The sequence below is a fragment of the Glutamicibacter sp. BW80 genome (assembly GCF_002332385.1).
Classification (GTDB): Bacteria; Actinomycetota; Actinomycetes; order Actinomycetales; family Micrococcaceae; genus Glutamicibacter.
Genome location: NZ_NRGV01000031.1, coordinates 296,954 through 323,625 on the forward strand (window position 1 = coordinate 296,954; position 26,672 = coordinate 323,625).

The following is a 26,672-nucleotide window of genomic DNA, read 5'->3' on the forward strand; positions in this document are numbered from 1 at the left end:
CTGGTGACCAGGGGCTTCGGATTCTTCGTCGGTGATGCCGTCGGTCCGGGATTCACATGAGGGCGTTCCTTGCACGGATTGCGCACGGTCGAGGCACCGAGGCCAGCGGCTGCAAGATGGCCAGAACGCTAGCGCAGAGCATTTGGTGCATCGCGGGCTGATTCAGCGCAGCACCTCAGACGATGCCCAGCTTCCCAGAAGAGACGAACCGACAATGACGGTCTAGTCTGTGCCGAATTCCTGCACTCTTGGAGCGCTCTCGGCAGTTGCCAAACTTACTGGAGGAAACGTAACCGCTCACCGTTTCTTGCCGCGCGTATTGTGTAACGCATCGTCGCAATTAAATGCTCGTGTCGCCATCCAGTGCCCACAAGGTCACGATTCAAACGTCATTCGAACATTTAGCCCTGAGTCATTTATTTCCCACGAATATTTTCAAAACACGTCAAATTGGATGCACTTCCCCCAAATCATCCCTGAATTGGCGGAACAAATGCCATTCATGTAATTCCTGTGACTGGTGTGACCAGTGTTGCCAACTACCTAATTTTTAGCCTAGTGTGCTATTTGGGATCTTAATCAAAACGCGACCTTCCGTTCTCGGATAATCACAATTCGATCATTTCCCACCTGTCATCACCTGAATCTAGTGAGGAACGATATGGCTAACCGCCACTCGCTCGGAGTTGCCGCGTGCACCCTGGCCCTAGCAGTCTCTTGCCTTGCTGGCGCCGTCCCGGCAGCCGCCGCCCCGTCGGCAGCGTTTCCCACCTCCGTCTCTGTTGCAGCAGCACCGTCGAACTCCCCATTGCCATCGGCAACAGAGGTTGAGTCGGCAAAGTCAGACAAGGCAGCAACCAATGAGATGATCTCTCGCCTTGAAGCATCGCTCGATTCCAGTCGCGTAGAACTCCAGCGTGTGGAAACGGCGGCCCTGGAAGCCCAGGAGTCCCTGTTGACCGCCGCAGAAGAACGTGATCTGCGTTCGGCGGAGGCCGACAAGGCAGTCGAACAGGTCGAGTACGCGCAGCAGTATCTCGCACAGAGCCGCAATGACCTGGGTGCGGTTGCTTCGGACATGTACCGCAATGGCGCAAGCAACTCCAGCCTGGGCATCTTGCTTCAGGACGACGAGTCAAACGATCTCTTCTACAAGGCAGCCACCATGAGCGCCTTGAGTGAGAACCGGTCCCAAACGGTCAGCACGGCTACCGAGGCCGAAGCCCTGGTATCAGCTTGGGAAGAGTACGCAGACACCGCGCAGAAGGCCGCTAAGGCCGCAGCTGAGAACTACGATGCGGCCGCGACCAAGGCCAGCTCCACGCTCACCACCTACGAGTCAGCGATTGCTCCGCAGAAAGAATTGCGTGACGAGCTCGTTGGACACCTCGCATTCCTGAAGGAACAGGAAGAGGAAGTAGTTCGCAAGCAGATCGCTGAAGCAGAAGAACAAGCTCAGGAGAAGGCGCTCCAGGAAGTCGTTGAGGCTCCAGCGGCTGAGAAGCCAGTCACGAAAGATGACTTGGCAACCATGCAGCCACTGGCTATCGAAGCTCCTCAGGAACTCGAATTTATCGATTCTGAGGAAGCCACGCCAAAGCCCCTGACTCCGAAGGTCATCGAAGTCGAGAAGGACGAGCCGAAGGCGCCGGAAAAGCCAAAGCAGACCGAGGCTCCGAAGGCACCAGAAAAGCCAAAGGAAACCCAGGCGCCAAAGGCCCCGGAAAAGCCGAAGCAGACTGAGACCCCGAAGGCTCCCGAAAAGCCCAAGGCAACTCCGAAGGCTCCCGAGAAGCCGAAGACCAGCCCCAAGGAAACCGAGAAGCCGAAGGTTCTCCCCCAGGCACCGGAAAAGCCGAAGGTTATCGAGGAACCAAAGCCGAAGCCTAAGCCAGAACCTAAAAAGGTCCAGCCGAAGGCACCAGAAAAGCCAAAGGCAACCCCTAAGCCTTCGCCAAAGCCAGAGGTGAAGAAGGAAGAGCCGAAGCAGGAGCAGAGTAACAACAGCAATTATTCTGCGGCGATCTCATGGGCCCTGCAGACGGCCAAAGACCCGAGCAAGCGCTACGTGTTCGGCGGCAACGGGCCAAACGTTTTCGACTGCTCTAGCTTCTCGCAAACTGCATTCGCCAAGTCCGGGATCAGCTTGCCACGTACTTCCAGCCAGCAGTTCGCCAGCGCTCCGCAATATGTCTCGCTGAGCCAGCTTCGCCCAGGTGACCTCGTGTTCTCCAGCTCGAATGGCGGAGCTTCGTTCTACCACGTGGCCATCTACATTGGTAACGGCCAGGTAGTCCACGCTCGCAACCCGAACGCCGGCATCACGGTGACTCCGCTGAGCTGGGTCAACAACATGTATCCGAAGGCAGCCCGCTACTAGGCAGGCGCGACCTCGAGAGAAAAAATGCTCCGCAGCCAGTTGGCTGCGGAGCATTTTTCTTCTGCGTCTCCTGCAGTGCGCTTAGGACTAGCGTTCTCGGCGCTACTCAAAAATATGGCCCGGAAGGAACATCTCCTCCCGGGCCATATTGAGCTGCCTACTCGGCTCCGGTATCGAAATCCTTTCGATTAGCGAGCCGTGGATCATCCCCGTCCGGAACTACCATCACCGGGCCCTTCGAGTGGTGCAAGACCCCTTGGCTGGTGGAGCCAAGCAGCATGCCGGCAAATCCACCGCGTCCGCGTGAACCGGTTACCGTGAGGACGGCATGTTCGGACTCGCGAATCAGCACCTCCACAGGCGGACCGGAGATCACGTCGGTCTCGACCTCAAGATTTGGGAAGTGCGAGTTGATCCAGCGGCGCCCGACATCCATTTGATAGCGAACGTCCTCCAGCACCGCTTCCTGGTCGACCGTGGCGGGCATCCATGCGAGTGCCGCCGAAACCGGCGAGACCGCGCATACCACGCGGAGCTTCAGATCCCGGGCCAACGCGGCTTCCGCCGCCGCGAGCACCGCCGAGCGCGCGCGCTCCGAACCATCCACACCAACAACAATCGTCTGGCGCTCGGGCGCCTCCTCTAAGGCCTGCTCCTGCTCCTTGGCCATGGACAATGGCACCACCACAGTGGGGCACTTGGCGTGCGCCGGCAAAGCCGAGGAAACCGATCCCAGAAGCCTGCCTACGAAGCCGCCACGGCCACGAGTGCCGACGACGACGAGCTCGGCATCCGCGCTCAGATCCAGCAGAACCCCAGAAGGATCTCCTGACTCGATGTAGGTGCGAATTGTTGCCTGGCTGCCCTCTAGGTCCGCGCGTGCTTGGCGCACGATGTCCTCGGCTCCGCCACGGATCAAATCGTCATCCAGCGTGGAGTATCCGGCGTCCATGGACGATGCGGCAAAAACGGGAATTGTGTAGGCGGACACGATATTCAGAACACTGCCACGGCGCACCGCTTCTCGTTCTGCCCAGCGCAAGGCGCACTTGCTCTGCTGGGAACCGTCAGCGCCGACGACAATACCCTCGATTTTTTCAGTTTCGACTGGTGCTTCGTCACTCATCAGACTCGCTCCTCATTGACCTGTGATGGCATTGGGTGTGACCCCTCTTACAACCAATGTACTTCCAATCTTCGCCCACAGTGTGAGTTGGGTCTAATGATTTCACGCTAAGCCTACTCAGCTATGAGATCGGTATGTGTCTATACCCAAAACGTCATAGAATTTTTACCATGCCCTCCACCACCAAAACTGTGTCTGAGACATCCTTCCCGGCGCGTGTTGACCGATATTTCAAAATCTCGGAACGCCGCTCAACTTTTGCAACCGAAGTTCGTGGCGGCATCGCCACGTTCTTCGCGATGAGCTACATCGTTGTGCTCAATCCGCTTGTACTTTCCGGCGCCGACGCGTCCGGCGGGGAACTCGGAATCCAGCGCGTAGCTGCCGTCACCGCATTCGTTGCAGGTATCCTGACCATTCTGATGGGCATCTGGGCTCGCCACCCATTCGCGATGGCCACCGGGCTGGGCGTAAACGCCTTTGTTGCGATTACGGTGGCGACGAATCCGGAGCTTACCTGGCCAGATGTCATGGGGCTGGTGGTCGTTGCAGGTATCGTCATGTTCCTGTTGGTCCTCACCGGCTTTAGAACCGCCGTGTTCCGTGCCGTTCCGGCGGGTCTGAAGACAGCAATCGTGGTCGGCATCGGCATGTTCATCGCGCTGATCGGTCTGGTCAACGCGGGCTTCGTTCAGCGTATCCCCGATGCTGCGAATACCACCGTGCCGGTAGGCCTGGGTTTCGACGGCAAGCTAATGGGCTGGCCAATCGTGGTCTTTGTGGTCGGATTGCTGCTGACCATGGCCCTTGTAGTGCGCAAGGTCAAGGGCGCTATCCTGATCGGTATCGTCGCAGCCGCAGCTTTGGCAAATATCTTCGAAGCCGTGTTCAACATTGGCGAGAAGGAAACGAGCACCTGGTCTTTGGTGGTTCCTTCGCTGCCAAGCTGGACACTGCCGGATTTGAGCCTCATCGGTCAGGTCAATCTCTTCGGATCATTTGAAAAGCTTGGCGTCACGGCGGCTGCATTGCTCGCCTTCGTGATTCTGCTGTCGATTTTCTTCGACGCCATGGGCACCATGGTTGGCCTGGCCTCCGAAGCGGGCGTCTTGGATAAAGACGGAAATATCCCAAATGTCGACAAGGTCCTTCTGGTCGATGCGGCTGGCGCCATTGTCGGCGGCGGCACCTCCAGCTCATCGGCCCAGATCTTCGTAGAGTCCGGCGCCGGCATCGGCGAAGGTGCACGCACCGGTCTAGCTTCGGTGGTCACTGGTCTGATGCTCATCGTGGCAATGTTCCTGACCCCGCTGATCCACCTTGTCCCTTTCGAAGCGGTCGCACCGGCTCTGGTCGTTGTGGGCTTCATGATGGTTTCCCAGGTATCTAAAATTGACTGGAATGATTGGGGCATTGCCCTGCCCGCGTTCCTGACCTTCACCTTGATGCCTTTCACCTTTTCCATCGCCAACGGCATCGGAGCTGGCTTCATCTCCTACGTGTTCATCCGCGCCGCGCAGGGCCGCGCGAAGGAAATCCACCCGTTGATGTGGGTTGTCGCGGCCGCCTTTGTGCTGTTCTTCGGTATCGGCCTGATTGAGAATCTCATCGGAATGTAACCGAGGCAGAAGCAACGCCGGCTCGGCACCGTAGAAATACGATGCCGAGCCGACGCTATTTAACCCAGATTTTTCATGAGGTCTCTGACGGTCACCGAAATCCACTACCCAGGATTCGCGGTGGCCGCTTCTGATTCCACCCATGCCAAAGAGCGCCGAAACACCAGCGCTGGGTGCCAGGCTCCACCCACCTGGACTGAAATGATCTTTCAAAACCGAAGAAACAACAGGACAACCGCCAATTCAAGCAGCCAGCTCACCGCGCCGCCACCGCTTCAAATCCCACACCGAAGCCCCATGACCACCAGGCAGCACCGCCAGCTGCAGCCAAGACACCAAATTGACCGCGAACATTGCCAGGTCCGCCCATGCCTGATTCGCCGCAAAAGACCAAAACGGCAGCTTGCCCAACCCCGTGCTCTTGAGCGTTTTGACCCGGTTCTCGCACCGGCCACGGGCACGATGCCGAGCATCAAGGAACGCCACGTTGAACCGCGGGCTATTGGTCAAGAACGCGGTCACCCGGTTGCCGTCCGTATCGAACAGGTTCGCTTTCGCCCCGGGATGCAACGGCTCAGCCCGCAGGTAAATCCTTGTCCCCGCCGGGTATTGCCTCAACTCCAAAACCTTCGTCGCATCAATCACCCACGCGTTATCTCGTTGACCACCATCAGCGTCCAGCGCTGGTTCCCAGTACTTCTTCTCATCGACCCACCGGATGAACCGCTCCTTGAGCACCGGCAAAGAATACGAGGTGGAGAACTGGAGCCCCAACGAATCCAGATGGTGCAAGAACTCACGAGATGCCCCAGCGCTATCGGTGCGGACCAGGATCTTCTCACCACGAAGGTTCCCGTGCTCGTCATAGAAATCATCAGGCAACTGAGCCAATGCCTGGCTGAGTACCTCGATATGCGAGGCGGCGGAATTAGCGCCCCGGTTTCCCGGGCGCAACTGCACAGCGAGGACTTCACCGGTGCCGTGGCCTTTGCCATCATCGGCCATGGCAATCATCGGTGAGAACCCGTACCCACCTTTATACGTCCCAGCGCTGGATTCCTTGTCAGAGTGGACATGCACTAGCGACGCATCCAGGTCGATAATCAGCGGAATGGCTGCCGTAGCCAGCCGGGCTGGAATCCGCGGCCCGGCCGCATTCCAGACTTTGGAGCGCAGGCGCCGGGTCATGGCGGCGAACCCGTAGGAGAAAACTTCTGGCTGTTCTTTGACCCGGCCCATGAATCGGCTAACCGTGGCATCCGACGCTACAGGACCAAAGAGTTCTGGTGCGGCTCGTAGCTGGTCAATATCTGTGGCTTGTTCACCACCGGCCGCCAAGAACAGGGCCAGTGCGCCGAGGATCTTGCCTGGACGGTGCGTTGCGGCGGCGGGCACGAACTGGCTGAACTGGTCCTCGCAGAGCCTGCGGAAGTCCACCGCGTTCAGGAAGCCGGTCAGCACCGACAACCCTGCATGGGAGACCAGAGATTGACCGGTGAGTTGGGTCGGGATAGCAGGAAAAACGTGGGTAGAATGGTTCACAGAAAAGGTGATCCTTCGAACGGGTATTTTGGAAGCTTAGACACTCCCATTTTCCCAGTTCAGATCACCTTTTCACCTTTTCATCTTTTAGGTCAGTTAATGACTGCCGTCGTCATGAAATACCCGGGTTAAAGCCACCGAGCGCGGGCTCGAGTGTGGTGCGTAGATCAGTTCCTGCGTACGCCCATCGTGCAGCGTCGCGGAAATCAGTTAACGATCAAAATCGCCAAACCGCTCAAAGATGCGCTCACGTCCGGTAATTCCGGTAATCACCGGGTAGAGGGTGAGCTGCAGAAAATCCACCAGTCCCGCATCCATCAGCCCGGTTCATCGACAGGCTGCCATGCGAGCGCAGCGGCATGGAGGATTCATTCTTCAACCTGCGCGCCACGTCTACGGCATCCGCGGACTCAAGCGTGCTGTTTTTCCAGCTCAGGTCGGTTTCGGCGTTCATCGTGGGGAGATGACGATTTTGGGTTGGGCTGGCATTTTGGCAACCCACGCGTCCGGGTCTGCCCAATCCGCCAGCTTAGAGGACATCATCGCGTAGGTGATGGCGCCGAAAACCAGCGCGTCGGCTGATCGCACAGACCACTGCGGTGTTCGATGCAGTTCGGGACCTTGCTTGCCCCAGCACCCTGCCCAGGGTTCGGTCGCGGCGGCAAACCCGTCGAGTGAACTGAAAACGTCAAACGCAGAGGTCATCATGACCGCCCCTTAGCTGAGTCGACCATGCATGGCACCTGTTCCCGCACCGATGGGCCGAGGGTACTGGCCTTAGTCCTCTGCAGTCCAAAGAACAAAGCCTCTGCACCCGTTGGGTAGCATGTGGGCTAAGGCAATTAGGCGCAGACGAAAGGATGAGGATGTCTCAAGGTAAAAAATGGATTGAGATTGCCGCAGGGTTGAAGAATCAGAGCATGCGAACCGCTTTGGGTCTGGTCCTTGCCGGTGCGCAGGAGCAGCTCAACGACTCGGCCCGGACCAGCAAGGACTTGCAGCGCTGGGCCAAGATTGGATTGCTCACCGCTCATGATGGCCGCTGGCAGCTGAACGATGAACTGCTCGATGATACCCTCGCCGCGGCGGTAGACTCCAACACCCAGCGGGCCGGGGTCATGCGCTACTTCACCGGCCCACGGCTAAATGCCTTACCCGCACGTCCGGCGGATCGCCTTGAAGTCATGCTCCATATCCGCGACCACGTGCTCTTCACCGGAGAATCCCTGCGCGAGGACCAGCTCAACGAGCGGTTGCGGGTGATCCATGAGGACGTGGCGCTGCTACGCCGCTACCTGGTGGACCATGAGCTGGTCCACCGCGATCTCGACGGAAGCCGCTACCGCCTGCCGGCTAGATAATCGGCGCGGCTCCGGCGGCGAAGCGCGCCACCGCGGAGCCTGAAACCAGTTGCGCCGGCAACGGAGCGGTACGCAGATTCTTTTCGAAACTTGCCCCGAGACTCAACGGTTCATCGCTGGCCAGGAAAACGATATTGCCGTACCGCCGCCCCTTGAGCATCGGCGGGTCGGCAATCATTGCCACGTGTGCAAAGACCGAAAGCAAGGTGGCTGCCTCGGCTCGGGCGCCTGCCAGATCGGCCGAGTCGCCACAGTTCAGCAGGTAGACGCCTCCTTGGTCCAGCACGCGTTGGGCCTGCTTGGCGTAGCCGATGGTGGTCAGCTCGCGCGGGGTTGTACTACCGGCGAACACATCGCGAATGATGATGTCGCGGCTGTCATCGCTGAGCGTGGGAAGTACCTGCCCGGCATCACCCACACGCAATCGCACCAGCGGCGCGCGAGGCACTTCGAAACGGGTACGCACCAGCTCGGCGAGCTTCGCATCGAGTTCCACCACGACTTGACGGGCATTCTCATAGGCAGCCGCCACCCAGCGGGCCATCGAGCAACCGCCCCCGCCAAGGTGCAGCACGCGCAGCTTGCGAGCACGACCGTCGAATTGTTCGGCGGGGAATCCGAAGGTAAATACCGGTTCCATCCAGCGCATGTATTCGAAGTCCAAATAACTGGGGTCATCGAGGTCTACGTGGGAAGAGGGAACACCATTGACTTTGAGGATAAAGCGATTCGCCCCATAGGGGTCCGGCTCGATCTCGGCCAACCCGGTATCGATCTCGTAGCTTCCGAGCATGACGTTGCTGTCGGTCTTAGCCATGTCGGCGCACCATCCGAACCTCGCGCAGTCCGGCCCAAGAGCCAACGAGCTCTTCGGAAGTTCCATCCGGGACGAATCCATGCTTGCTGTAGAAAGCGACGGCTCGCTGATTTCCCGCCAGCACCCAGACCAGAGCGTCACGCTTGCCCAGCACGGTGTCCATGAGATGGGCGCCGAGTCCGCAGCCGTAGTACTCTTCCAGCACGTAGAGCACGCCTAGTTCGATATCGACCCCGGTGTCCTGATCTTCTTCAATGGTTGGCGTGCCACCGGCCAAGCCAATGATCTTTCCGTCGCCGGATTCAGCGATCCAGAATTGGGCTCCCCCGGCCAACCCACGTTCCCACCAGGCCAGCTGCTGCTCAAGCTGCGCTTCGTGGTAGGCGAAGAACTCTTCGTCGCGGAAGCCCGAATAGGCTTGGCGCCAGGCCAGCAACTTCATTTCAAGGGCCGCCCGCAAATCATGTTCTTGGGCTAGTCGGATTCGATATTCGTTCAAAAGTGACACATACATACAGTACGTCAGCGAGGCCCCCTGCGTCGCTAAGCACCACTGCCCTCCTACTTAAGGACTATTGCTTGTGGCCGTGGAGTTTGAAAAACTGCCTAGATAGTTACTTAAAAGACTGAAGCGAAAGGGTGGTCACTGGTGGATCGGAACGAAAAGTTCGCGAACTTTACCGGCGGCGTCGTGACAGGCCTAACGCTGGTCGTCTGCCTGTCCCCGACGTTCTGGATCATCTGCTTCGGATCTCTGCTTTTGATTGTCAGTTTCAGCCTGCTGGCCAAATTTGAAGGCATCTGGGGGCCAACCACCGCCAAGCACTGGTACTACATTCTTCCCATGATCCTTGCTCCAACGATCGGGGGCCTGCTGCGCGAAACAGGTTACGCATTATGGCTCGGAGCCATCGTCGCGGTGCTCGGTGGTTTTGCGACAAACTTGCTCGTCCGGCGTTTCCCGCCGTTCAAGATTCCGGCTTCCTCGGTGGCGAGCCAGTACTCCACCAGCTCGCTCTCCGGCTAGATCACCCGAGCAATGGCGAATCCGTCCCAGCCCTTGGCCCCGACGGTCTGCAGCGCGGTTGCCGAGACCCGCGGTGAATCGCGCAGCCAGCTGAGCCCTTCTTGCACGCCCCGCACATCCGCCTCGTTTGCCCCGTGCTCGGCCGCGTCGTCGAGCACCGCACCACCGCGAATGACGTTATCGAGGATCAGCACCGTCCCGGGACGCGAGAGTTGTAGGGCAAGTTCCAAGTAGCTCACGTTATTGCGCTTGTCTGCGTCGATGAAGATCAGTTCAAAGGGTTCGGTGCCCGCGGCGATCAGATTCTCAAGCGATCCCTTGGCTGCACCGAGTTTGATCTCAACCCGCTCCGAAAGACCGGCACGTTGCAAATTCTCACGGGCGATAGAAGCATGCAGGGGCTCAAATTCACAGGAGATCACCTGCCCGCGCTCACCCACCCCACGGGCAAGCCAGCTCGTTGAATACCCGCCAAGCGTGCCGACCTCAAGTACGCGCCGAGCACCGACTATCTCGGCCATCAGCTGCAGGAATTTGCCCTGAGCGGTGCTGACTTCGATTCGAGGCAAACCTGCGTCATGCGCGTGTTCTCTACCGGCCTCAAGTTCTGGGATTTCGAGCCCCAGCACCTCATTGAGATAGGTGTCGACCTCCGCGCTCTCACGTTCTGCAGAATGGCGGATCATCTCATTACTCCTCGCTGGACTCGATCGCCTGCTCCAGGCGCCGGACCTTTCCGTCCAATTCACCCGTATATCCCGGGCGAATATCTGCCTTGAGCACCAGCGAAACTCGGGAACCATACTTGCTTACGGCCATGGTGGCATCTTTGACGACAGCCATGACTTCGTCCCATTCGCCCTCGATTTCGGTGAACATCGAGCTGGTGCGGTTCGGAAGCCCGGAAGCGCGCACAATGCGCACCGCTTCGGCTACGGCGCCATGAACCGAGGCATCGGCGTTGTCGGTACTTGGGGCAACTGAAAAAGCTACGATCATATCTCTACTCTCCCACCGACGCTAGAGCTTGTCACGACGTTGCTGCGGCTATCCGCGTCGGGATGCCGGCACACGCCTAAAATGAGCATTATGGATTTCAGCGCCTTCTCTCGATACACCGCACTTGGCCTAGCACCGGACGCGGATCCACTCCTGGTTCGGGCAGAAGAGCAAAACAGCGATTACGAGTCCGGGCTGGTCTCTTTCGGCGGCCAGCGGTGGCGGATCCGAACGGCCCGCATCACCGATGCCAAACCCGGAGCGTTCCTCGCTTGCTGGACTCGAAACGCCGACGGGCGTACCGAACCTTTTAGCGCGGACGAGCAGATTTCAGGACTTCTGGTTTTTGTGCAAGACGCCGAGCATTTCGGAGTCTTCCGGTTCACCGCCGAACAGTTGCGCAATCTTGGTATCACCAGCTCGGAAGCGAAGCCCGGCAAACGCGGATTTCGGGTTTACCCCAGCTGGTGCGCCGAGTTGAATCCGCAGGCGCGACGCACGCAGCGAGCCCAAGCTGCGGCCTTTAGCGTACTTAGCTAGGCATCCCGGCCGCGGGCCGCCGCTGCCGGCGAGCGCCTGCCGACCCGTTTAGGCAGCCAGTCCGGTGGCACGCAGAGCGACCGCAGCCAAGGCGCCAACGAGCACCACCACGAGGTATGGGGCTTTGAAGACCAGCGCGATCGTTGCCGCGGCCAGCGCACCGATACGCGCGTCGATGACAAGTTCCTGCCCGCTGGTCACCGCGTTCATGGTGACCAGCGAGGCCAGCAGGGCAACGGTGAGGGTTGCTGCCACATGGCTCATCAACGGAGAATCAAGTACTTTTCGCGGCACAAAATAGCCGCAGATCTTCAGCGCGAAGGCCGCCGCGCAGGCGCCGAGCAGCCACCAACTCAATTCGCTCATGGCTTCTCCCGATCTACTTGCTGCAGGTCTCCGTGTTCGGTCGCCGGTTCGGCGCGGCGCCCGGTGAGCACCGCAAACGCCACCGCGCAGCCGGCGGTGATCAAAATTGGCACGCCGGGAACCGTCAGCGGCACGGCAAACGCGGTGACCACGGCCGCGGCGAAGGCGACGATAATCGGCTGGGCGGATTTCAGCCGCGGCCACAATAGTCCGAGGAACGCCGCGACCGCGGCTCCGTCGAGTCCCCACGCGGCCGGGTCCCCCATCCGTTCGCCGAGTAGGGCGCCAACGAGCGTAAACAGGTTCCAGAGCGCATACACGCCGAGCCCGGCGGTCCAGAAACCACGGTGCCGCTCGCTTTGGCTCGCCTGTCCAAGGCTTGTTGCGGTGGACTCGTCGATGGTGACCTGAGCCATCAGCGGAACCATGCGCGCCCCGGGGCGCAGGGTCTGCTTGAGCTGCATCCCGTACACCGCATTGCGCACTCCGAGCAGTGTCGCCGCAGAGAAAGCCGCCGAGGCGGCCCCGCCGCCGGAGATCACCCCGATGAAGGCGAACTGCGACCCGCCGGTGAACATCAGGGCGCTCAACGCCACCGTCTGCCAAAGGTTCAGCCCCGCGGCGATGGCCAGAGCGCCAAAGGAAATCCCGTAGAGGCCTGTCGCAAGCGCGATGGACAGGCCCATCTTCGTGGCCGGGGTCAGCCAGCTAGACGGTGTGGCGGGCATCGTAGCGAATCTTGTAGACACCGCGTTTGACCCGGGCTTGGCCAATTTTTACCTCGTCCAGCTGCTCCACGTGTTGCACATGGGTTCCACCGCACGGTTCGCTGTTCACTCCGGCGATGCTAACCGTACGGTGGCCCTGCTCATCGATCAGGGTGCTGATTTCGCCACCCCGGGAAATCAGCTCATCCACCCGCTGCTGCAGCCAGGCTTCCGCCGCTGCCCGCTCGGCTTCGTCGCCCAGCGGCAAGTCCACGCTGGAGGGGTCAAAATCCAGGCGTGACTGTCCCTGGAAATGCGAGTGGCCGCGGTGTTCCCAACCGCGCTCTTCCCCCGCAAAACCAAGAATATGCCCCGCGGTGTGCAAGGCCGCATTGCTGCGCCGGGTTTCGGCGTCAATGCTCGAAGTGACTGTTTCCCCGACGGCATGGTCTCCTGCGCCGTAGAGAATCACCGTTCCGCTTGCCGAGCGGCCCACATCGACCGCAACGCCGTTGACCGTGCCCCGGTCCTCCTGCTGCCCGCCGCCGCGCGGGTGGAAGATGTTCGGGCTCAGCGCAATCCAGTTCCCCGTCTCGTCGCTGCCCGAGCCGATGACCGTGGCTTGGGCGGTGAAGACGTAGGAATCGTGAAGATACAGCTGATATTGCGTAGTGGTTGTTTCGGTGCTCATGATTGCTCTAGTTCCTGCCGGAGTTCTGCCGGGCGGTTGCTGGTAATTTGGGTGACGCCTAAGTTGATCAGGTACTGCGCGTCGGCGGGGCGGTCAACCGTCCAGATCCGGGCGGTCAATCCACGCTCCAGCCACCTGCGCACCAGCGGCTCGTTGGCTCGGACCCAGGCGTTGCCAGGGCCAATGATACCGGCGCCACCGGCATCGATGAGTTCGATGCCCTCGGCCACCGAACGGCGCATGACCTCATAGAGCGCCGCGCGTCCGGTCTGCCCGCCGGCCATCAGCTCGGTGACGTATTGCGGATCGATCTCGGTCATCAGCTGGCAAAGCTGTGCACGATTGACCGTACGCGAGAGGAAACGGAGGCAGTCCGGCTCGAAGCTCATCAGCGTCACCTGGATCTGCCCCCTCCGACCGGCTTTGCCGGTTTGCGGGTCGAACCCGAAGCCGGCAAGCACCTTCAGCGTTTCCTCCTCCAGCAGGTGGCCAAAGGGGCTCGGATGCTTGAGCTCTACGGCCAGCCCGATGCCGAGGCCGCGTTCGTCGATGAGCTCAAGGAGTTCGCCAAGGCTCAGCAGCTGTTCATTTTCCGCCCCATACTCCGCGGGAACCGCTACCGGCATGTAGGAGGAAAAGTCCATGGATCGCAGTTCGTCGAGCGTGTATCCGGCCACCTCTCCGGTGCTATCCGAGGTGCGGTCCACGGTCGGATCGTGGTGGCAGACCACAACACCATCCCGGCTCAGATGCACATCGCATTCGATGCCGTCCGCCCCCTCATCCATCGCCTGCAGATAAGCGGCACGGGTATTTTCGGCATATCTGTGCGAACTGCCGCGATGAGCGAAGAAGAGCGTGTCCATAACCCCTACGCTACTGGTTTGCCCCTGTGGCGCACGTGATTAATGCCGTGCCGCGCACTGGGTAAAGTGGGGCGCATGCCAGAACTTCTCGATCAGCGCGCCCAGGACCTCCGAGGGATGAAGCGTGTAGCTACCCTGCTCTTCCTGCTGATGTGTGCCCTGTTCATCATCAGCGTGCTGTTCCAGGAGCTTGTCCCCGGGCTTAGCTACCTGAAGGCGGCCGCTGAGGGCGGCATGGTGGGCGCCGTCGCCGACTGGTTTGCGGTGACCGCGCTCTTCCGGCACCCCTTCGGACTGAAGATCCCGCATACCAATCTGATTCAACGGAAGAAGACCGAGCTGGGTGCCTCGCTAGGCGACTTCGTTCAGCAGAATTTCCTCACTCCGGATGTCATCTCAGCCAAATTGCGCCAAGCGGATCTGGGCCTGCGCGCGGGCCGCTACCTCTCCAGCGACCCGGGGGCGCAGGCCACGGCGGCACAGGTTTCCGCCATGGCTACCGGTGCCTTGAATTCCCTGGACGATGAGCAGGTGCTGACGGTGCTGCAGGTGCTGGCCACCGATTACATGGTCGCTCCCGAATGGTCCACGACCTTAGGCACGCTCGGCCAGAAACTCATAGATGATGGGCACCATGAGGCCGCGGTCGAATTGCTTGCGGAGCGGGCAGGTTCCTGGGTGGCGGACCATCCGGAGGTGTTCCTCGAGGTAGTTTCCGGGCGCTCCCCCTCATGGGTTCCGCGTTTGGTCGACGAGATGCTGGCGCAAAAGGTCCACCAGGAACTGCGTGGATTGCTTTTTGCGGTGGCCGGAACTAAGCGCCATCCGCTGCGGCTGGCGCTCACCGGCTGGTTGGCGGAATTCACCGTGGCAATGCAGCACGATCCCGAAACCATCAACAAGGTTGAAGGGTTCAAGCACTCGCTGCTCGGCGATCAACAGCTGCGTGAGCTGGCAATGCGCGGCTGGGCTTCGCTGAAGACCGGGCTGATCGATTCCCTGCAGGACCCGGCGTCCCCCTTGCGCAGCGCACTCCGTGCGGCAATCGCCACCTTCGGCGAGCGCCTGCAAAGCGACACGCAATTGCGTGGAAATTTGGAGGACCGCGCCATCGATGGCGTTGCCTCGCTCGTCGCACGGCACGGTGCGACGCTGGCCGGATTGGTCAGCGACACGGTCCAGGCCTGGGATCCGGCCGAGGCCAGCGAGAAACTCGAGCTGCAGGTGGGCCGGGATCTGCAGTTCATCCGAATCAATGGAACCGTGATTGGCGCGCTGGCCGGCGTGGTCATTTTCTCTGCCGGGGAGCTGATTTTGGCTTTTTCGAGCTGACCTGCCAATTCTTCCGTTCGTCACACCCGTTGATGCATCTTTCCATCGAGGCCGACAAGAGATTAGTATTCAAGCAGTCTCAATAACTGTCGAATAAGTATTTCTCACTATCGAACCGGCTGGCTAGAGTTGCCATGAACGTCGCTACAGCCTTCAGCGCGGATCGACGATCGGAGCATCCATGGAAACCAGACTTTTACGCTACTTCGTCGCAGTTGCCGAAGAACGCCACTTCGGCCGCGCTGCCGAACGGCTGCATATGGCCCAGCCCCCGCTCTCGCAGCAGATCAAGCAGCTCGAAGAGCAACTGGGGACCCAGCTTTTCATCCGCACCACCCGCAAGGTGGACCTCACCCCCGCCGGAGAGCTGCTGCTCACCCGCGCCCGGGCGCTGCTCGAAGAGCACCAGCAGCTGGCTCGTGACGTGCGCACCGTGGGCGCCGGGGCCAGCGGCGTTTTGCGCTTGGGCTCCACCGGCAGCGCCACCTACCGCATCATGCCGCAGGTCATTGCAGCGACCAGCGAGCATATGCCAGGGCTGCAGCTGAACGTCCAGGGGGAAATGCTCACCCCGGAAATGGAAGAAGCCCTCGCCGAAGGCCGGCTCGATATCGCGATCCTGCGCCCACCGGTGCACAACGAGGAGGTTGAATACTCCCTGTTGGAGAAGGACTTGCTCGCCGTCGCTCTGCCGGCCGGGCACCGGCTGGCTTCGCACGGGGAAATCGATATCGCCGAACTGCGCACCGAGGACTTCATCTGCTACCCCACCGCGTCGGCGGTCAACACCATTTTCGTTGAGACCTGCCGCAATGCCGGGTTCATCCCGCGCACCGCGCAGGTGGCCCGCGAAACCTCAACCTTGCTCACCTTCATCGCGGCGGGCCTGGGCATTGGCATGGTCCCGACCTCCAATTACCTGCCGCACAGCGAGCGGATCGTCTTCCGGCCGCTGCGCAACGCACCGGCAGTGGATCTTGCGGTGGCGTGGAAGGCCGGCAACCAGGCTCCCCTGGTCCAGAACTTCTTGAAACTCTGCACCACCTTGACCTCCGTGGAAGGAAATTCCGAATGAAAATTGCGCGCATCGAAGCGATTCCCTACGCAATCCCCTATACCCACCCCTTGCGTTTCGCCAGCGGCGAGGTGCATACCGCGGACCACGTGCTGGTTCGCGTGCACACCGACGAGGGGATCATCGGCACCGCCGACGCACCGCCCCGCCCGTATACCTACGGCGAAACCCAGACCTCGATCCGCACCATCGTGCAAGACATCTTTGGCCCCCAGGTGATCGGCCTGGACATCTTCGACCGGGAAAAGATCCGCCAGATCATGGAGCGCACCATCCACAATCAGGTGGCCAAGGGTGCGCTGGACATCGCCATCTGGGACGCTATCGGCCAGGCTGCCAATACCCCGGTGCACAAGCTCCTGGGCGGCTTCACCGATTCGATGCGGGTCTCGCACATGCTTGGTTTCCGCCCGGCCCAGGATTTGCTCGACGAAGCGCTGCGCTTCGGCGAAGAGTACGGAATCACCACCTTCAAGCTCAAGGTGGGACGGCGCCCCTTGGCGCTGGATATCGAGGCTTGCCGGGTTTTGCGCGAGGGCTTGGGCGAAAACGTCGAAATCTACCTCGATGCCAACCGCGGCTGGACCGCCAACGAGGCCATGGAAGTCCTGCGTCAGACCGAAGGCCTCGGGCTGACGATGCTCGAAGAACCTTGCGACGCCAAGGAAGCCATGAGCCGGCGCCGCCTCGTCGAGCACTCCCCGATCCCGATTGTCGCCGATGAATCCGTGCCAACCGCCGGTGATGTCTCGCGCGAACTGCTTTCCGGCGGTGCCAACGCGATCTGCATCAAGACCGCCCGCTCGGGTTTCACCGAAGCCACCGAAATCCTGGGCCTGTGCACCGGGTTGGGCGTGGATGTCACCATGGGCAACCAGATCGATACCCAGGTCGGTTCGCTGGCCACCGTCACCTTCGGCGCCGCCCACCAAGCAACCACCCGCAAGGCCGGCGAGCTGTCAAACTTCTTGGACATGACCGATGACCTGCTTGCCGATCCACTGGTTATCACCGATGGCCGCATTTCGGTGCGCAACGTTCCAGGAGTCGGTGCCGCCATCGACGAAACCAAGCTGGCGCACTACCGCCAGGACTAGCAGTAGCCCACCCCAACTTTAGGAGAACCCATGTTGTTCCTTGCACGTATGGACGTAACTTTCCCCGCATACCTCACGGCCGAAGAGGTCACCGACTTCCAGGTCCGCGAGAAGGCCTATTCGGCACAGCTGCAGCAAAGCGGCAAGATGCAGGGCCTGTGGCGCATCGTCGGAGAGTACGCGAACCACTCGCTATTCAACGTCGAGTCAAATGACGAGCTTCACCAGATCCTCAGCGGCTTCCCGATGTACGCGCACATGAAAATCAAGGTAACTCCCCTGGCGAAGCACCCGAATTCACTGAGCTAGCGGCTTTTTAAGAGCCAACCACCGGCTCGTACGCCAGCCCACAAGTATTGATAGGCAAACAGTCTCAGTGTGCGGGAAATAAGTATTTTACACGCTATAGACCCTGCACTACATTGAATATCAATCGCACAGGATGATGGGGGTCACAATATGAATCTCCAGCAGCCACACCACACAAAGACAAGGGAGTCATCATGACCGCCGAAACTCCAGCAGAGGCAACAGCAGCCAAGTCGGGAAATGCCGCTACCGACAGCTTCCGCAGCTCCGGCAAGCTTGCCGCGATAGAGACGTCCGTTGAGCGCGTGAACCTCTTGGCGAGCAAGCTAGTCAAGGCCGCAAACGACATCATCCTCGAAGAGCGCGTGAGCTACGACGAGTTCAACGCCCTCAAGGCTTGGCTGATCAAGGTCGGCGACGATGGCGAATGGCCGCTGTTCATGGACGTATGGCTGGAGCACTCGGTGGAAGAGGTCGCTACCGACCACCGCGAAGGCAACAAGGGTTCCATCGAGGGCCCTTACTACGTGCCAAATGCTCCGGAGCAGGATTCCCCCGCCACCATCGCGATGCGCGAAGACGAAAAGGGCACCAACCTGCTCTTCCAGGGCCAGGTCCGTTCCACCGACGGCAGCGCGCTGAAGAACGCGAAGATCGAGCTGTGGCACGCAGATGAAGAAGGCTTCTACTCGCAGTTCGCTCCCGGCATCCCGGAGTGGAACCTGCGCGGCACCTTCATCGCCGATGCGGAAGGCAACTTCCAGATCAACACGATGCAGCCAGCTCCGTACCAGATCCCTACCGACGGTGCCTGCGGCCAGCTGATCGCCGCCGCCGGCTGGCACGCATGGCGCCCGGCCCACCTGCACCTGAAGGTCTCGGCCGAGGGCCACGAGCTGCTCACCGCGCAGCTGTACTTCCCGGGCGACGCGCACAACGATGATGACATCGCCACCGCGGTGAAGCCAGAATTGATGCTCGACTTGCAGCCAGCGCAGTCCGGCGACGGCAAGCAGGTCACCTACGATTTCGTGCTTGACCCAGTCAAGTAGGTCCTAGCGCACCTCCTCACGGCGGGGCTCCCGGCAACACTGCTGGGCACCCCGCCGTTGTCGTACAACGAACGTTGCGCTTGCCGCCCTGGCCAATGCCCAGGCAGAAGACCGCACGCCTTCGAATCCACCCCAGCAGCAACCGATCTCAAGGGAGAACATCATGATTGCCTCAACACTGATCAACCCTGCCGTAGCATTCCAGTCCGGAACCGTTGCGTGGCCCGCTACCGGCACTCGGGAACCTCAGAACCACTGGGCTTGGACCGGCTGGATGCCCGAGGCCGAACACGGCGGCTCAACACTAGCCGCCTAGACTTCCGTCCGCTGCAGCGCGGACGCATGCGCAAGGCCCCCGACAGCAAAGACGCTGTCCGGGGCCTTCCGCACATCCGCACCCGGTGCCCGGCAGCAGCGATGTATTGCCCGGGCTAAGCCTCGAGGAGTCCCATGGCGGTAAAAGCCCGTTGGTAGATCTCTCTGATAACCGCTTCCTTGCGTGCGTTGTACTGCATGGAGTGCTCGCCGGCATCGCGTGACAGCTCTGAGGCTTTTCGCTTGGCATTGGCGTAGAGTTCCCGATCGCCTGGATTCGCACGGAGCCACTCACGGAAGAGCCGATGCTTGATCGTCTCGGGACTGTCAAAACCGAAAACGTGGAGATTGCAGGCCGGGTCGAGATGGCGCAGGAACCGATGCCCAAACCACCAAGGTTCGCGCACCCTCAGCTCGAAACCCGCCCGTTCAAGCGCGGGAACATACGCACGCTCATCGTCTGGGTCGGCGACAATCAGGTCGATGTCGATAATGGGCTTGGCCGGGAGCCCGCGGACCGAGGTCGAACCAACATGTTCGATAGCCAAGGCCCGCCAGCCAAGGGCCTCCCGGACCCGTTCGGCAAGCAGCTGGAACTGTTGCGGCCAGGCATCGTTCCAATCGGCTAGCTCAACCTCTGGCGATGGGCCGGCCCCCGGAAGGTACGGCGATTGCCCTTCAGGAACAGGCGGTTCGTGGAAAGTGACGATGTCGATGAGCTTTGGCATGAAACCATTCTCGCCGATGGCCACCGGGCCTTGCGACGCGCAACCTAGTGCTCAAAACCCTCGCGAGTCAGCGCGGCAAGTTCGGTCCGGGTGGATACCGCAAGCTTCGCGTAGATTTTTGTCAGGTGATACTGCACCGTCTTGGTGCTGACAAACAGCTCCTCGGCCACTCGGCGGTTGCTTGCGCCCTCGCAGACGAGCTTGGCGACCGCCTGTTCCTGAGCGGTCAGCGTTGACCAGTCCATCGCTTCGCGGCGCGCCATGCCAATGCCGCTCGCCTGCAGTTCGCGGGTGCAGCGTTCAACGTAGACGGTGGCGTCCAGGTGCGTGAAGATCGACAGCGCACGGGTTAGCGGGGCAACGCAGTCCGCCCGCTTTCCCGCGCGCCGCAGGCACTGCCCGTAGGCAAAATCGATCCGCGCCCGGTGATAGGCGGTGCCAACGCCCTGGAAGCAAAGCAACGCCCGCTCGAAGGCCTCTCGCGCCGCATCGATGTCCCCCAAGGCCGCCAGCAGCATGCCGCGCACCCCGAGGAAGGCTCCGATGCCGTTGTTGTGCCCGGCCTTCTCCGCGGCCTCCAGCAAGGGGGCGATGAATTCTTCGGCTTCCTCCAGCCGCTCGCTGCGAATCAGCGCTTCGGCATACATGTCTTGCCAGGTCCAGAAGCCTGGTTCGTCGATGCCCTGGCTGCGGTCAAGGCGGAGGATGGGTTCCAGGGCCAGCAGCACTTCCTCGTGATTGGCCTGGGCGCGCGCGGCTTCGGCCCGCGCCATGCGATACGGCACCTCCATCACCTGGTAGCTGCCCACTCGCACCCACGATTTGGCCAAGTGGACCTCGACAAGTTCCGTGTTTCCCCGCAGCGCATGAATCTGCACCGCCGTGTACTGGATCAGCGGCCGCTGCACCTGAATCCCGAAGCGCTCCTGGATTGCTTGCGCCCCACGGACCGTCTCCAGCGCCTGATCCCAGTCGCCCACGAGGAATTCGGCCCGTGCCAGCCAGGCCTTGGCCCACAACGAGATTCGCAGCGAACCCTCGCTGAAGTCGGTGGAACTGGCTGCCGCCAATTCGTGGCGGGCCAGCTCGATCCGCCCGCTTGCCAAATACACCCAGCCGAGGGACATCTCTGCGCGTTGCCGCTGGGCGCCGGTGGGAAGCTTGCCCAGCAACTGAAGCAATACCCTTTCGCCTTCCTCCCTGCGGCCCATCATGGCCAGGCCAAGGCCCTGGATGGCAGCGCTTTCGATGGCCTGCGGACTGCCTGCCTGCGCGAGGCGCAGCGACTGTTCGGCCCAATCGAGAATTTTCTGGCCTTCGAGCTGGCAGAGGGAATGCAACACGCGGCGTTGCGAAATGACCGCCATCGTGTCGCCGAGCTGCAGGCGTACCGCGCTCTGCCAGGCGCTGGTCAACCAGCGGTTAGCGGTCTGCGCCCGGCCCTGGAGAATGGCGATGTACCCCGAAAGCACGTCGCGTTCGGCGCTGCTTCCCAAGCTTGCCAGCTGGTGGGAAAAGGTCAGCGCCCGTGGAATCTCTCCGGCGGCAACCACCGCGTCTACCGCCTTGAGCAGCAATGCCTCGCGTTGCGCAGGTTCAGGTGTCAGATGCATGGCACGGAAGAACGCGGTTGCCGCCGAGGACCATTCACCGCGCTGCCCTTGGGCCACCGCGTACCCCTCCAGTTCGCGCGAAAGCCCGATATCCGGCAAGAGGCTCGCGTCGGCTCGATGGCCCAGTACGACCCCGCGGTCTTCGGCAATCTCGGCAGCTGCCGCATGCAGGCGAATGCGGGTGCTCAACGGAATCTGATGATAGACGGCCATCTGGGTCAGCTCGCTGTCAAAACCCAGCCGCACCTTTCCGCTATGCCCCTGGGTGCGCGCCAGCGATGCATCAACAATCTGCTGGATGCAGGCCAGCGGGGAATCTTCCTTGGCAAGCCTGGAAATGAGGTCAATCCGAGCTTGGCGGCCAAGCACCGCGGCCGCCTCGACGAGCGCGCGGGCGCGCGGCTCCAACTCGTCGAGCAGCTGCTTGATATGCAGCGACAACGCGCGCGGCGCCGGCGGCCAGCGATCCCATTGTTCCCAGCTATGTTCCGGATTTTCCTGCGCCAGTTCGAGCACCGCATGCAGATTGCCTTGCGTGTAGCGCATCAGATGCTCGGCCGCCATGGACGGCAGCTCGATTCCCAGCCTGGTAGAGACGATTTCACGGGCCTGGGCAGCCGTCGGCACATCAACGTGCAGGACCTCTAGATCGGTGTCGCCTAGGAACTCACGTGTTTCGGCGGGAAGCATCGCGATGTCCTGGTCTCGCAGAACCAAGACGATAAGTACGCGTTCGGTGTGCAGCCGGCGCCAGGCGTAGCGTACCGCCTCGAAGCTTGCGGCATCTGCCCATTGGGCATTTTCGATGACCAGCACCCGGGTTTGCTCCGGATCCGCGCGCAGGTATTCCAGCAACGCCGGGCCGAGCTCTTCGCTTGGCCCGGGGTTTCCGCGTTCCAGCAGTGGCCCCAGAGCCGCGCCAGGGCGCCTGGATTCCCAGCGCGAGGCGGTAACCACGGTGACCGACGCCATGTTGGAACGGCGCAGCAATTGCTTTATCACGGTGCTTTTGCCGCTTCCTTGCGGTCCTTGCAGGACGGCCAGGGCGCTGCGCTGCTGCTGCACTTCGCGCAAAAGGTCGGCGAGCGCATCCTGGGCAACTTGTTGGCTCATTTATGCGTTCACCGACCTTTCAGCGTTGCCGCGTAGTTTCTCGCTGCGTCTCTACTTCTCTGCGTCCGCGGCTGCGAGCTCGACCCGCGCGGGCCGCAGCTTGGCGGTGATCTCGGAATTGCGCAACGGAACGCCGAGGGTGATCAATGCACCAACGATAGCAACCCCGGAGAAGACATAGAAAGCGACATGGTTTTGAACGCCGGCCGCCATCAGCAGCCCGCCGAACAGCGGCCCGAAGATGCCGCCCAGACGGCCGAACCCGGCGCACCAGGCCACCCCGGCGCCGCGGGCGGCGCTGTTGTAGTAATTGGACACGAAACCGTAGATCAGCACCTGGGTGCCGATGGTTCCCACGCCCGCCACGGCAACCAGCGCAAGCAGGATGCCCAGCGGCAGGTGCATGGTCAGCAGCACCATGGCCACCGCGGCAAGGAAGAAGGTGGTGCATACGGTGCGCTTCACGCCGAACCGGTCGGCGCCAACGGAGGCGATCAGCCCGCCGAAGATCGCGCCGGCGTTGAAGACCAGCAGGAAGGTGAGCGCGAAGTCCTTGCCGTAGCCGAACTGCGACATAATCTGCGGCAGCCAGGTGTTCAGCCCGTAGGTCAGCATCAGGCCGGTGAAGCTCATGAATCCGAGCAGCAGGGTCGGGAACGCGTACTTCTTGGAGGCCAGCGCACGGAACCCGATCTTGGTCTCTGCCGGTGCGGCTTCGGTGCTGCCGGCAACGGGTTCCAGTACGTGGATCGGGACACCGGTGCGGATCGAGACGCGTTCTGCTTCCGCGGTGCGGCCGCGGGCCATCAGCCATTCGGGGGATTCCGGGAGCTTGACCAGCGCCATTGGGAGCAGGAAGAGCAGCGGGGTCGCGCCGATCAGGAACAGGCCGCGCCAGCCGATGGCGTCGAGTAGGATGATGGCCAGCAGGGAGGCGAGCACGCCGCCGATGGGAACACCAGAGTAGACGATCGCGTTGTAGAAATTGCGCTTGCCCTTGGGGGCGAACTCGGCGACCACCGCACCGGCGGTGGCAACCAGTGCGCCCACCCCGATTCCGGTGGCGAAACGCAGGGCGCCGAAGGAAGTGACGTCATTGGTCAGGGCGGTCAGACCCATGGCCACGGAGAACCAGATAATTCCGGTGATCATGATCTTGCGCCGGCCCAGGTAGTCGCCGATGGCGCCGGCAACCAGCGCGCCGACCATCATGCCGGCCAGCGCCCAGCTGCCCAGCGCGCCGGCGGTGGTCGGGGTGACTTCTCCGAGCTGCGTCGGATCGCCCAGCAGCAGCGGAACGATGGTTCCGTAGACGACCAGGTCGTATCCGTCGAAGATCAGCGCCAGGGTGGCGATGGCCACGACCCAGCGGACCGTGCTTTGCTGTTTTCTGTTGCTGCTTGCTTCGGAAGTTTTCACGAGTTGCTCCATTTTCATTGGCCCGGGCGCACGTCATCGTGCGGGTATCAAGGCACTGGGAAATACCGCGGCGCGAGGGCGCGGCGTGGGAACCGTGGCCCGAAAGATCGTCGGGCGGCGGGTTTTGGAGGGCACACAGGCGGCGGGGATCCCGCCGCCTGCAAGCGCTCACTGGGTTCTGGGGCGTTGGCTAGCCGAGATCTCCGCCGGCCACCGCGAGGGTGGCGCCGGTGATGTAGGAGGCTTCCGCAGAGGCCAGGAACACGATCGGCGCGGACTGTTCGTCCAGGGTGCCGTAGCGCTTGAACAGCGTCGAGTCGACGGTCTGCTCCACGATGGCCTGATACCAGGCTTTTTCCTGTTCGCCGGTGGGCGCCGGGCCGCGCTTGACTACCCGCTCAGGGGCTTCGGTGCCGCCCGGGGCGGTAGCCACCACACGGATTCCGTGGGCGACCCCTTCCATGGCCAGCGCCGAGGTGATCGCCTTGACTCCGCCCTTCGCCGCCGCATAAGGCACCCGGTTCACCCCGCGGGTGGCCACCGAGGACACGTTCACGATGGTGCCGGAGCCGGCCTTGGCCATCTCCTCGAAGGCCGCGCGGCACATCCACAGGGTCGGGAAGAGCGAACGCTGGATTTCCTTGCTGATTTCTTCCGGCGCGTAGTGCTCGTAGGGCTTGGCCCAGATGGTCCCGCCGACGTTGTTGATGAGCACATCGATCCGGCCGAATTCATCCATTGCCGCGGTCACTGCCGCCAGCGCCCCCTCGTAGGTTTCGAGGTCTGCGGTCACGCTCAGCGCGTGCGCGCCGTGGGCGCGCAAGCCCTCGGCGACGTCGTGGATCAACCCGGCGCGGTCAACCAGAACCAGTTCCCCGCCCTCGGCGGCGATGCGCCGGGCCACGGACCAGCCGATGCCCTGGGCTGCGCCGGTGACCATGACGACCTGGCCGGCGAAGCGTCCGGGGTGGAAGGACTCGGGGTATCCGGCGGCTGCGGTCTCGTTGGCCGGGGCGTTGTCCGCGCTCACTAGCTTTGTTCCTGCGAGGCCGCGGCCATGGTGGCCTTGGCGTGCTCGTTGTGCGAGATGATCGCCGCACGGGCCGCCGCGATGTCCTGCTGCTCGAAGGCCGCGACGATGGCGAAGTGGTCGGCGTCCACCGCGCCGTCGATCCAGTGCTCCTGGCGCAGCACCTTTGCCATGAGCGCCGGAACCTCCAGGCGGGTGTAGGCCTGGAGCAGGTGTTCGTTGCCGACGCAGGTGAACAGGAACTCGTGGAAGGCGTCGTTGGTGACGGTGAATTCGGCGGCGTTGACAAACTTTTCGCCGTCCAAGGTCTTGCCCGCAAGCTCTGCGAGGACCTTGAATTCGCCCAGCTGGCCGTCGGTCAACTTGCCCATGGTCAGTTCCACAATGGCCAGTTCAAGGGCCATGCGGGCATCGAACTGGGCGCCGAAGGTTGCGTGCTCCTCGCCGATTTCGTAGCCGGCTGCCGGTGCCTGGGTGGGTTCGGCCACCGGCGCCGCGGCTTCCGCTGCCGGTGCGGCCTCCGGCACGACGGCCAGGGCGAACTTCTCGAAGTAGAAGTTCTGCGGCTTGATGCCTTCGCCTTCCAGGTGGCGGCGCACGCCCTCAACCATCGGTGGCGGACCGCAGAGGTAGATGTCCACGTCGCCCTCGGCCAGGTGCTGCGGCTCGAAGTGGTTGGTGACGTAGCCCTTCTTTTCCGCGGCGCTGGCCGGGTCGCCGACCACGGCATCGAAGCTGAAGCCCGCGATGCGCTGGGTGTAGGATTCGAGCACGTCCAGCTCGACCAGATCGGTATCGGTGTTCACGCCGTAGATCAGGTGGACCGGGTGCGGGTTTTCCATGCCGACCAGCTTCTCCAGGATGGACAGCAGCGGGGCCAGGCCGGTGCCGCCGGCCAGCAGCAGGGACTGGCGCTTGGGTTCGCGCAGGAAGAAGCTGCCCATCGGGCCGGTGAAGGTGATCCGGTCCCCGACCTGCGCGGTATCGCGCATGTAGGTGGACATCAATCCGCCGTCGGTGATGCGGATCAGGAAGGAGATGGTCTGGACCTCGGGGCCCGAGCTGAAGGAGTACGAGCGGGTCTGGCCGCCGGAGCCGGGAACCTCAATGTTCACGTACTGGCCGGGCAGGAAGGACAGCTCTTCGCGGTTATCAACCTCCAGGCTGAAGGCGTAGGTGGTCTCGGAGATGCGGCGGATCTCGGTCAGCGTCGACTCGAAGACGGTCGCGGCGGTCTTGGCCACATCCGAGGTGGTGGGGATCTGCAGCACGAGGTCGGATTCGGGGACCATCTGGCAGGGCAGGCAGAATCCCTTTTCGGCCTCGTCGTCGGTCAGCGCTTCCTCGATGTAGTCGCCGCCGTCGAATTTGCCCGATTCGCAGAAGGACTTGCAGGTGCCGCAGGCGCCGTCGCGGCAGTCAAGTGGGATGTTGATCCGGGCCTTGTAGGAGGCGTCGGCGACGGTTTCGCGGGGGCCTACTTTGATGAAGCGGGTGATCCCGTCCTCAAAAGCTAAGGCGACCTGGTAAGTCATAAGGGTGCTCATT

28 protein-coding genes are annotated in these 26,672 nt (G+C 61.7%); 11 read left to right on the forward strand and 17 right to left on the reverse strand.

Features of this window, described 5'->3' with window-relative positions; translation table 11 throughout:
• Positions 1–661: 661 nt before the first annotated feature.
• Positions 662–2,380 (forward strand): C40 family peptidase, encoded by a 1,719-nt coding sequence (locus CIK76_RS09735; RefSeq protein ID WP_096285820.1) that lies wholly within the window; start codon positions 662–664, stop codon positions 2,378–2,380.
• A 157-nt stretch (positions 2,381–2,537) separates the two neighbouring features.
• On the opposite strand, the gene CIK76_RS09740 is transcribed toward CIK76_RS09735, so the two are convergent.
• Positions 2,538–3,506 (reverse strand): universal stress protein, encoded by a 969-nt coding sequence (locus tag CIK76_RS09740; protein ID WP_096285822.1) that lies wholly within the window; start codon positions 3,504–3,506, stop codon positions 2,538–2,540.
• 170 nt (positions 3,507–3,676) lie between these two features.
• Here CIK76_RS09740 and CIK76_RS09745 point away from each other — a divergent pair, with 170 nt between their 5' ends.
• On the forward strand, positions 3,677–5,125 hold the full coding sequence (locus tag CIK76_RS09745) for an NCS2 family permease (protein WP_096285825.1): 1,449 nt from the start codon (positions 3,677–3,679) through the stop codon (positions 5,123–5,125).
• Positions 5,126–5,368: 243 nt separating this feature from the next.
• Here CIK76_RS09745 and CIK76_RS09750 read toward each other — a convergent pair whose 3' ends face one another.
• The 3 genes from CIK76_RS09750 to CIK76_RS19800 all read right to left on the reverse strand — a co-directional run bounded on the left by CIK76_RS09750 (position 5,369) and on the right by CIK76_RS19800 (position 7,375).
• Positions 5,369–6,667, reverse strand: a complete 1,299-nt coding sequence (locus CIK76_RS09750) for an IS1380 family transposase (RefSeq protein ID WP_096285827.1) — start codon at positions 6,665–6,667, stop codon at positions 5,369–5,371.
• A gap of 247 nt (positions 6,668–6,914) precedes the next feature.
• Positions 6,915–7,121, reverse strand: a complete 207-nt coding sequence (locus tag CIK76_RS19795) for a hypothetical protein (protein ID WP_255248415.1) — start codon at positions 7,119–7,121, stop codon at positions 6,915–6,917.
• Positions 7,118–7,375, reverse strand: a complete 258-nt coding sequence (locus tag CIK76_RS19800; protein WP_255248416.1) for a hypothetical protein — start codon at positions 7,373–7,375, stop codon at positions 7,118–7,120. The genes CIK76_RS19795 and CIK76_RS19800 overlap by 4 nt, the downstream gene beginning before the upstream one ends.
• A gap of 212 nt (positions 7,376–7,587) precedes the next feature.
• Between CIK76_RS19800 and CIK76_RS09760 the strand changes: the two genes are divergently transcribed.
• Positions 7,588–8,028, forward strand: coding sequence for a DUF2087 domain-containing protein (locus CIK76_RS09760; protein ID WP_176484158.1), 441 nt, complete (start codon positions 7,588–7,590; stop codon positions 8,026–8,028).
• Here CIK76_RS09760 and CIK76_RS09765 read toward each other — a convergent pair.
• Entirely contained in the window at positions 8,021–8,845 is an 825-nt protein-coding gene (locus CIK76_RS09765) for a fused MFS/spermidine synthase (protein ID WP_255248417.1), read from the reverse strand. The two genes, CIK76_RS09760 and CIK76_RS09765, sit on opposite strands and share 8 nt — an antisense overlap.
• The gene (locus CIK76_RS09770) at positions 8,838–9,353 is read right to left on the reverse strand and encodes a GNAT family N-acetyltransferase (RefSeq protein WP_096286039.1); all 516 of its coding nucleotides are present in this window, start codon (positions 9,351–9,353) and stop codon (positions 8,838–8,840) included. The genes CIK76_RS09765 and CIK76_RS09770 overlap by 8 nt, the downstream gene beginning before the upstream one ends.
• A 141-nt stretch (positions 9,354–9,494) precedes the next feature.
• On the opposite strand from CIK76_RS09770, the gene CIK76_RS09775 reads away from it, so the two are divergent.
• Positions 9,495–9,872 carry a hypothetical protein gene (locus tag CIK76_RS09775; protein ID WP_096285831.1) on the forward strand — a complete coding sequence of 126 codons (378 nt, stop codon included), beginning with the start codon at positions 9,495–9,497 and terminating at the stop codon, positions 9,870–9,872.
• Here CIK76_RS09775 and CIK76_RS09780 read toward each other — a convergent pair.
• Positions 9,869–10,558: an O-methyltransferase gene (locus CIK76_RS09780; protein WP_096285833.1), complete on the reverse strand. Its 690-nt coding sequence runs from the start codon at positions 10,556–10,558 to the stop codon at positions 9,869–9,871. The genes CIK76_RS09775 and CIK76_RS09780 overlap by 4 nt on opposite strands.
• Before the next feature lie 4 nt (positions 10,559–10,562).
• Positions 10,563–10,871, reverse strand: a complete 309-nt coding sequence (locus tag CIK76_RS09785; protein WP_096285835.1) for a thiamine-binding protein — start codon at positions 10,869–10,871, stop codon at positions 10,563–10,565.
• A gap of 90 nt (positions 10,872–10,961) precedes the next feature.
• Between CIK76_RS09785 and CIK76_RS09790 the strand changes: the two genes are divergently transcribed.
• Positions 10,962–11,411: a MepB family protein gene (locus tag CIK76_RS09790; protein WP_096285837.1), complete on the forward strand. Its 450-nt coding sequence runs from the start codon at positions 10,962–10,964 to the stop codon at positions 11,409–11,411.
• Between the two features lie 48 nt (positions 11,412–11,459).
• On the opposite strand, the gene CIK76_RS09795 is transcribed toward CIK76_RS09790, so the two are convergent.
• Genes CIK76_RS09795 through CIK76_RS09810 form a run of 4 tightly spaced genes read right to left on the reverse strand, consistent with a single transcriptional unit; the run spans position 11,460 to position 14,041 of the window.
• The gene (locus CIK76_RS09795) at positions 11,460–11,777 is read right to left on the reverse strand and encodes an AzlD domain-containing protein (protein WP_096285839.1); all 318 of its coding nucleotides are present in this window, start codon (positions 11,775–11,777) and stop codon (positions 11,460–11,462) included.
• Positions 11,774–12,505: an AzlC family ABC transporter permease gene (locus tag CIK76_RS09800; protein ID WP_255248418.1), complete on the reverse strand. Its 732-nt coding sequence runs from the start codon at positions 12,503–12,505 to the stop codon at positions 11,774–11,776. The genes CIK76_RS09795 and CIK76_RS09800 overlap by 4 nt, the downstream gene beginning before the upstream one ends.
• On the reverse strand, positions 12,486–13,175 hold the full coding sequence (locus tag CIK76_RS09805) for a hypothetical protein (protein WP_096285844.1): 690 nt from the start codon (positions 13,173–13,175) through the stop codon (positions 12,486–12,488). Before CIK76_RS09805 ends, CIK76_RS09800 begins: the two co-directional genes overlap by 20 nt.
• On the reverse strand, positions 13,172–14,041 hold the full coding sequence (locus CIK76_RS09810) for a glycerophosphodiester phosphodiesterase family protein (RefSeq protein ID WP_096285846.1): 870 nt from the start codon (positions 14,039–14,041) through the stop codon (positions 13,172–13,174). Before CIK76_RS09810 ends, CIK76_RS09805 begins: the two co-directional genes overlap by 4 nt.
• Before the next feature lie 75 nt (positions 14,042–14,116).
• Here CIK76_RS09810 and CIK76_RS09815 point away from each other — a divergent pair, with 75 nt between their 5' ends.
• The 6 genes from CIK76_RS09815 to CIK76_RS19380 all read left to right on the forward strand — a co-directional run bounded on the left by CIK76_RS09815 (position 14,117) and on the right by CIK76_RS19380 (position 19,222).
• Positions 14,117–15,373, forward strand: a complete 1,257-nt coding sequence (locus CIK76_RS09815) for a DUF445 domain-containing protein (protein ID WP_176484159.1) — start codon at positions 14,117–14,119, stop codon at positions 15,371–15,373.
• A gap of 181 nt (positions 15,374–15,554) precedes the next feature.
• The gene (locus tag CIK76_RS09820) at positions 15,555–16,448 is read left to right on the forward strand and encodes a LysR substrate-binding domain-containing protein (RefSeq protein WP_096285850.1); all 894 of its coding nucleotides are present in this window, start codon (positions 15,555–15,557) and stop codon (positions 16,446–16,448) included.
• On the forward strand, positions 16,445–17,545 hold the full coding sequence (locus CIK76_RS09825) for an enolase C-terminal domain-like protein (RefSeq protein WP_096285852.1): 1,101 nt from the start codon (positions 16,445–16,447) through the stop codon (positions 17,543–17,545). The genes CIK76_RS09820 and CIK76_RS09825 overlap by 4 nt, the downstream gene beginning before the upstream one ends.
• Before the next feature lie 30 nt (positions 17,546–17,575).
• Entirely contained in the window at positions 17,576–17,854 is a 279-nt protein-coding gene (locus CIK76_RS09830; protein ID WP_096285854.1) for a muconolactone Delta-isomerase family protein, read from the forward strand.
• A 194-nt stretch (positions 17,855–18,048) separates the two neighbouring features.
• On the forward strand, positions 18,049–18,906 hold the full coding sequence (gene catA, locus CIK76_RS09835; protein WP_096285856.1) for a catechol 1,2-dioxygenase: 858 nt from the start codon (positions 18,049–18,051) through the stop codon (positions 18,904–18,906).
• Between the two features lie 163 nt (positions 18,907–19,069).
• Entirely contained in the window at positions 19,070–19,222 is a 153-nt protein-coding gene (locus CIK76_RS19380; protein ID WP_176484160.1) for a hypothetical protein, read from the forward strand.
• A 115-nt stretch (positions 19,223–19,337) separates the two neighbouring features.
• Here CIK76_RS19380 and CIK76_RS09840 read toward each other — a convergent pair whose 3' ends face one another.
• The 5 genes from CIK76_RS09840 to benC all read right to left on the reverse strand — a co-directional run bounded on the left by CIK76_RS09840 (position 19,338) and on the right by benC (position 26,671).
• Entirely contained in the window at positions 19,338–19,949 is a 612-nt protein-coding gene (locus CIK76_RS09840; protein ID WP_096286043.1) for a GrpB family protein, read from the reverse strand.
• 44 nt (positions 19,950–19,993) lie between these two features.
• Positions 19,994–22,675 (reverse strand): LuxR family transcriptional regulator, encoded by a 2,682-nt coding sequence (locus CIK76_RS09845; RefSeq protein WP_096285858.1) that lies wholly within the window; start codon positions 22,673–22,675, stop codon positions 19,994–19,996.
• Between the two features lie 51 nt (positions 22,676–22,726).
• The gene (locus CIK76_RS09850) at positions 22,727–24,094 is read right to left on the reverse strand and encodes an aromatic acid/H+ symport family MFS transporter (protein WP_255248419.1); all 1,368 of its coding nucleotides are present in this window, start codon (positions 24,092–24,094) and stop codon (positions 22,727–22,729) included.
• 190 nt (positions 24,095–24,284) lie between these two features.
• Positions 24,285–25,124, reverse strand: coding sequence for a 1,6-dihydroxycyclohexa-2,4-diene-1-carboxylate dehydrogenase (locus tag CIK76_RS09855; RefSeq protein ID WP_255248420.1), 840 nt, complete (start codon positions 25,122–25,124; stop codon positions 24,285–24,287).
• Positions 25,124–26,671 (reverse strand): benzoate 1,2-dioxygenase electron transfer component BenC, encoded by a 1,548-nt coding sequence (gene benC / locus CIK76_RS09860; RefSeq protein WP_255248421.1) that lies wholly within the window; start codon positions 26,669–26,671, stop codon positions 25,124–25,126. The genes CIK76_RS09855 and benC overlap by 1 nt, the downstream gene beginning before the upstream one ends.
• Position 26,672 lies beyond the last annotated feature (1 nt).

What these genes read in the sequence shown, in the direction of transcription:
- CIK76_RS09735 (WP_096285820.1), top strand. Translation starts at nt 662, where the DNA reads ATGGCTAACCGCCACTCGCTCGGAGTTGCCGCGTGCACCCTGGCCCTA.
- CIK76_RS09740 (WP_096285822.1), bottom strand. Translation starts at nt 3,506, where the DNA reads ATGAGTGACGAAGCACCAGTCGAAACTGAAAAAATCGAGGGTATTGTC.
- CIK76_RS09745 (WP_096285825.1), top strand. Translation starts at nt 3,677, where the DNA reads ATGCCCTCCACCACCAAAACTGTGTCTGAGACATCCTTCCCGGCGCGT.
- CIK76_RS19795 (WP_255248415.1), bottom strand. Translation starts at nt 7,121, where the DNA reads ATGAACGCCGAAACCGACCTGAGCTGGAAAAACAGCACGCTTGAGTCC.
- CIK76_RS19800 (WP_255248416.1), bottom strand. Translation starts at nt 7,375, where the DNA reads ATGATGACCTCTGCGTTTGACGTTTTCAGTTCACTCGACGGGTTTGCC.
- CIK76_RS09760 (WP_176484158.1), top strand. Translation starts at nt 7,588, where the DNA reads ATGCGAACCGCTTTGGGTCTGGTCCTTGCCGGTGCGCAGGAGCAGCTC.
- CIK76_RS09765 (WP_255248417.1), bottom strand. Translation starts at nt 8,845, where the DNA reads ATGGCTAAGACCGACAGCAACGTCATGCTCGGAAGCTACGAGATCGAT.
- CIK76_RS09780 (WP_096285833.1), bottom strand. Translation starts at nt 10,558, where the DNA reads ATGATCCGCCATTCTGCAGAACGTGAGAGCGCGGAGGTCGACACCTAT.
- CIK76_RS09785 (WP_096285835.1), bottom strand. Translation starts at nt 10,871, where the DNA reads ATGATCGTAGCTTTTTCAGTTGCCCCAAGTACCGACAACGCCGATGCC.
- CIK76_RS09790 (WP_096285837.1), top strand. Translation starts at nt 10,962, where the DNA reads ATGGATTTCAGCGCCTTCTCTCGATACACCGCACTTGGCCTAGCACCG.
- CIK76_RS09795 (WP_096285839.1), bottom strand. Translation starts at nt 11,777, where the DNA reads ATGAGCGAATTGAGTTGGTGGCTGCTCGGCGCCTGCGCGGCGGCCTTC.
- CIK76_RS09800 (WP_255248418.1), bottom strand. Translation starts at nt 12,505, where the DNA reads ATGCCCGCCACACCGTCTAGCTGGCTGACCCCGGCCACGAAGATGGGC.
- CIK76_RS09805 (WP_096285844.1), bottom strand. Translation starts at nt 13,175, where the DNA reads ATGAGCACCGAAACAACCACTACGCAATATCAGCTGTATCTTCACGAT.
- CIK76_RS09810 (WP_096285846.1), bottom strand. Translation starts at nt 14,041, where the DNA reads ATGGACACGCTCTTCTTCGCTCATCGCGGCAGTTCGCACAGATATGCC.
- CIK76_RS09815 (WP_176484159.1), top strand. Translation starts at nt 14,117, where the DNA reads ATGCCAGAACTTCTCGATCAGCGCGCCCAGGACCTCCGAGGGATGAAG.
- CIK76_RS09820 (WP_096285850.1), top strand. Translation starts at nt 15,555, where the DNA reads ATGGAAACCAGACTTTTACGCTACTTCGTCGCAGTTGCCGAAGAACGC.
- CIK76_RS09825 (WP_096285852.1), top strand. Translation starts at nt 16,445, where the DNA reads ATGAAAATTGCGCGCATCGAAGCGATTCCCTACGCAATCCCCTATACC.
- CIK76_RS09830 (WP_096285854.1), top strand. Translation starts at nt 17,576, where the DNA reads ATGTTGTTCCTTGCACGTATGGACGTAACTTTCCCCGCATACCTCACG.
- catA (WP_096285856.1), top strand. Translation starts at nt 18,049, where the DNA reads ATGACCGCCGAAACTCCAGCAGAGGCAACAGCAGCCAAGTCGGGAAAT.
- CIK76_RS19380 (WP_176484160.1), top strand. Translation starts at nt 19,070, where the DNA reads ATGATTGCCTCAACACTGATCAACCCTGCCGTAGCATTCCAGTCCGGA.
- CIK76_RS09840 (WP_096286043.1), bottom strand. Translation starts at nt 19,949, where the DNA reads ATGCCAAAGCTCATCGACATCGTCACTTTCCACGAACCGCCTGTTCCT.
- CIK76_RS09845 (WP_096285858.1), bottom strand. Translation starts at nt 22,675, where the DNA reads ATGAGCCAACAAGTTGCCCAGGATGCGCTCGCCGACCTTTTGCGCGAA.
- benC (WP_255248421.1), bottom strand. Translation starts at nt 26,671, where the DNA reads ATGAGCACCCTTATGACTTACCAGGTCGCCTTAGCTTTTGAGGACGGG.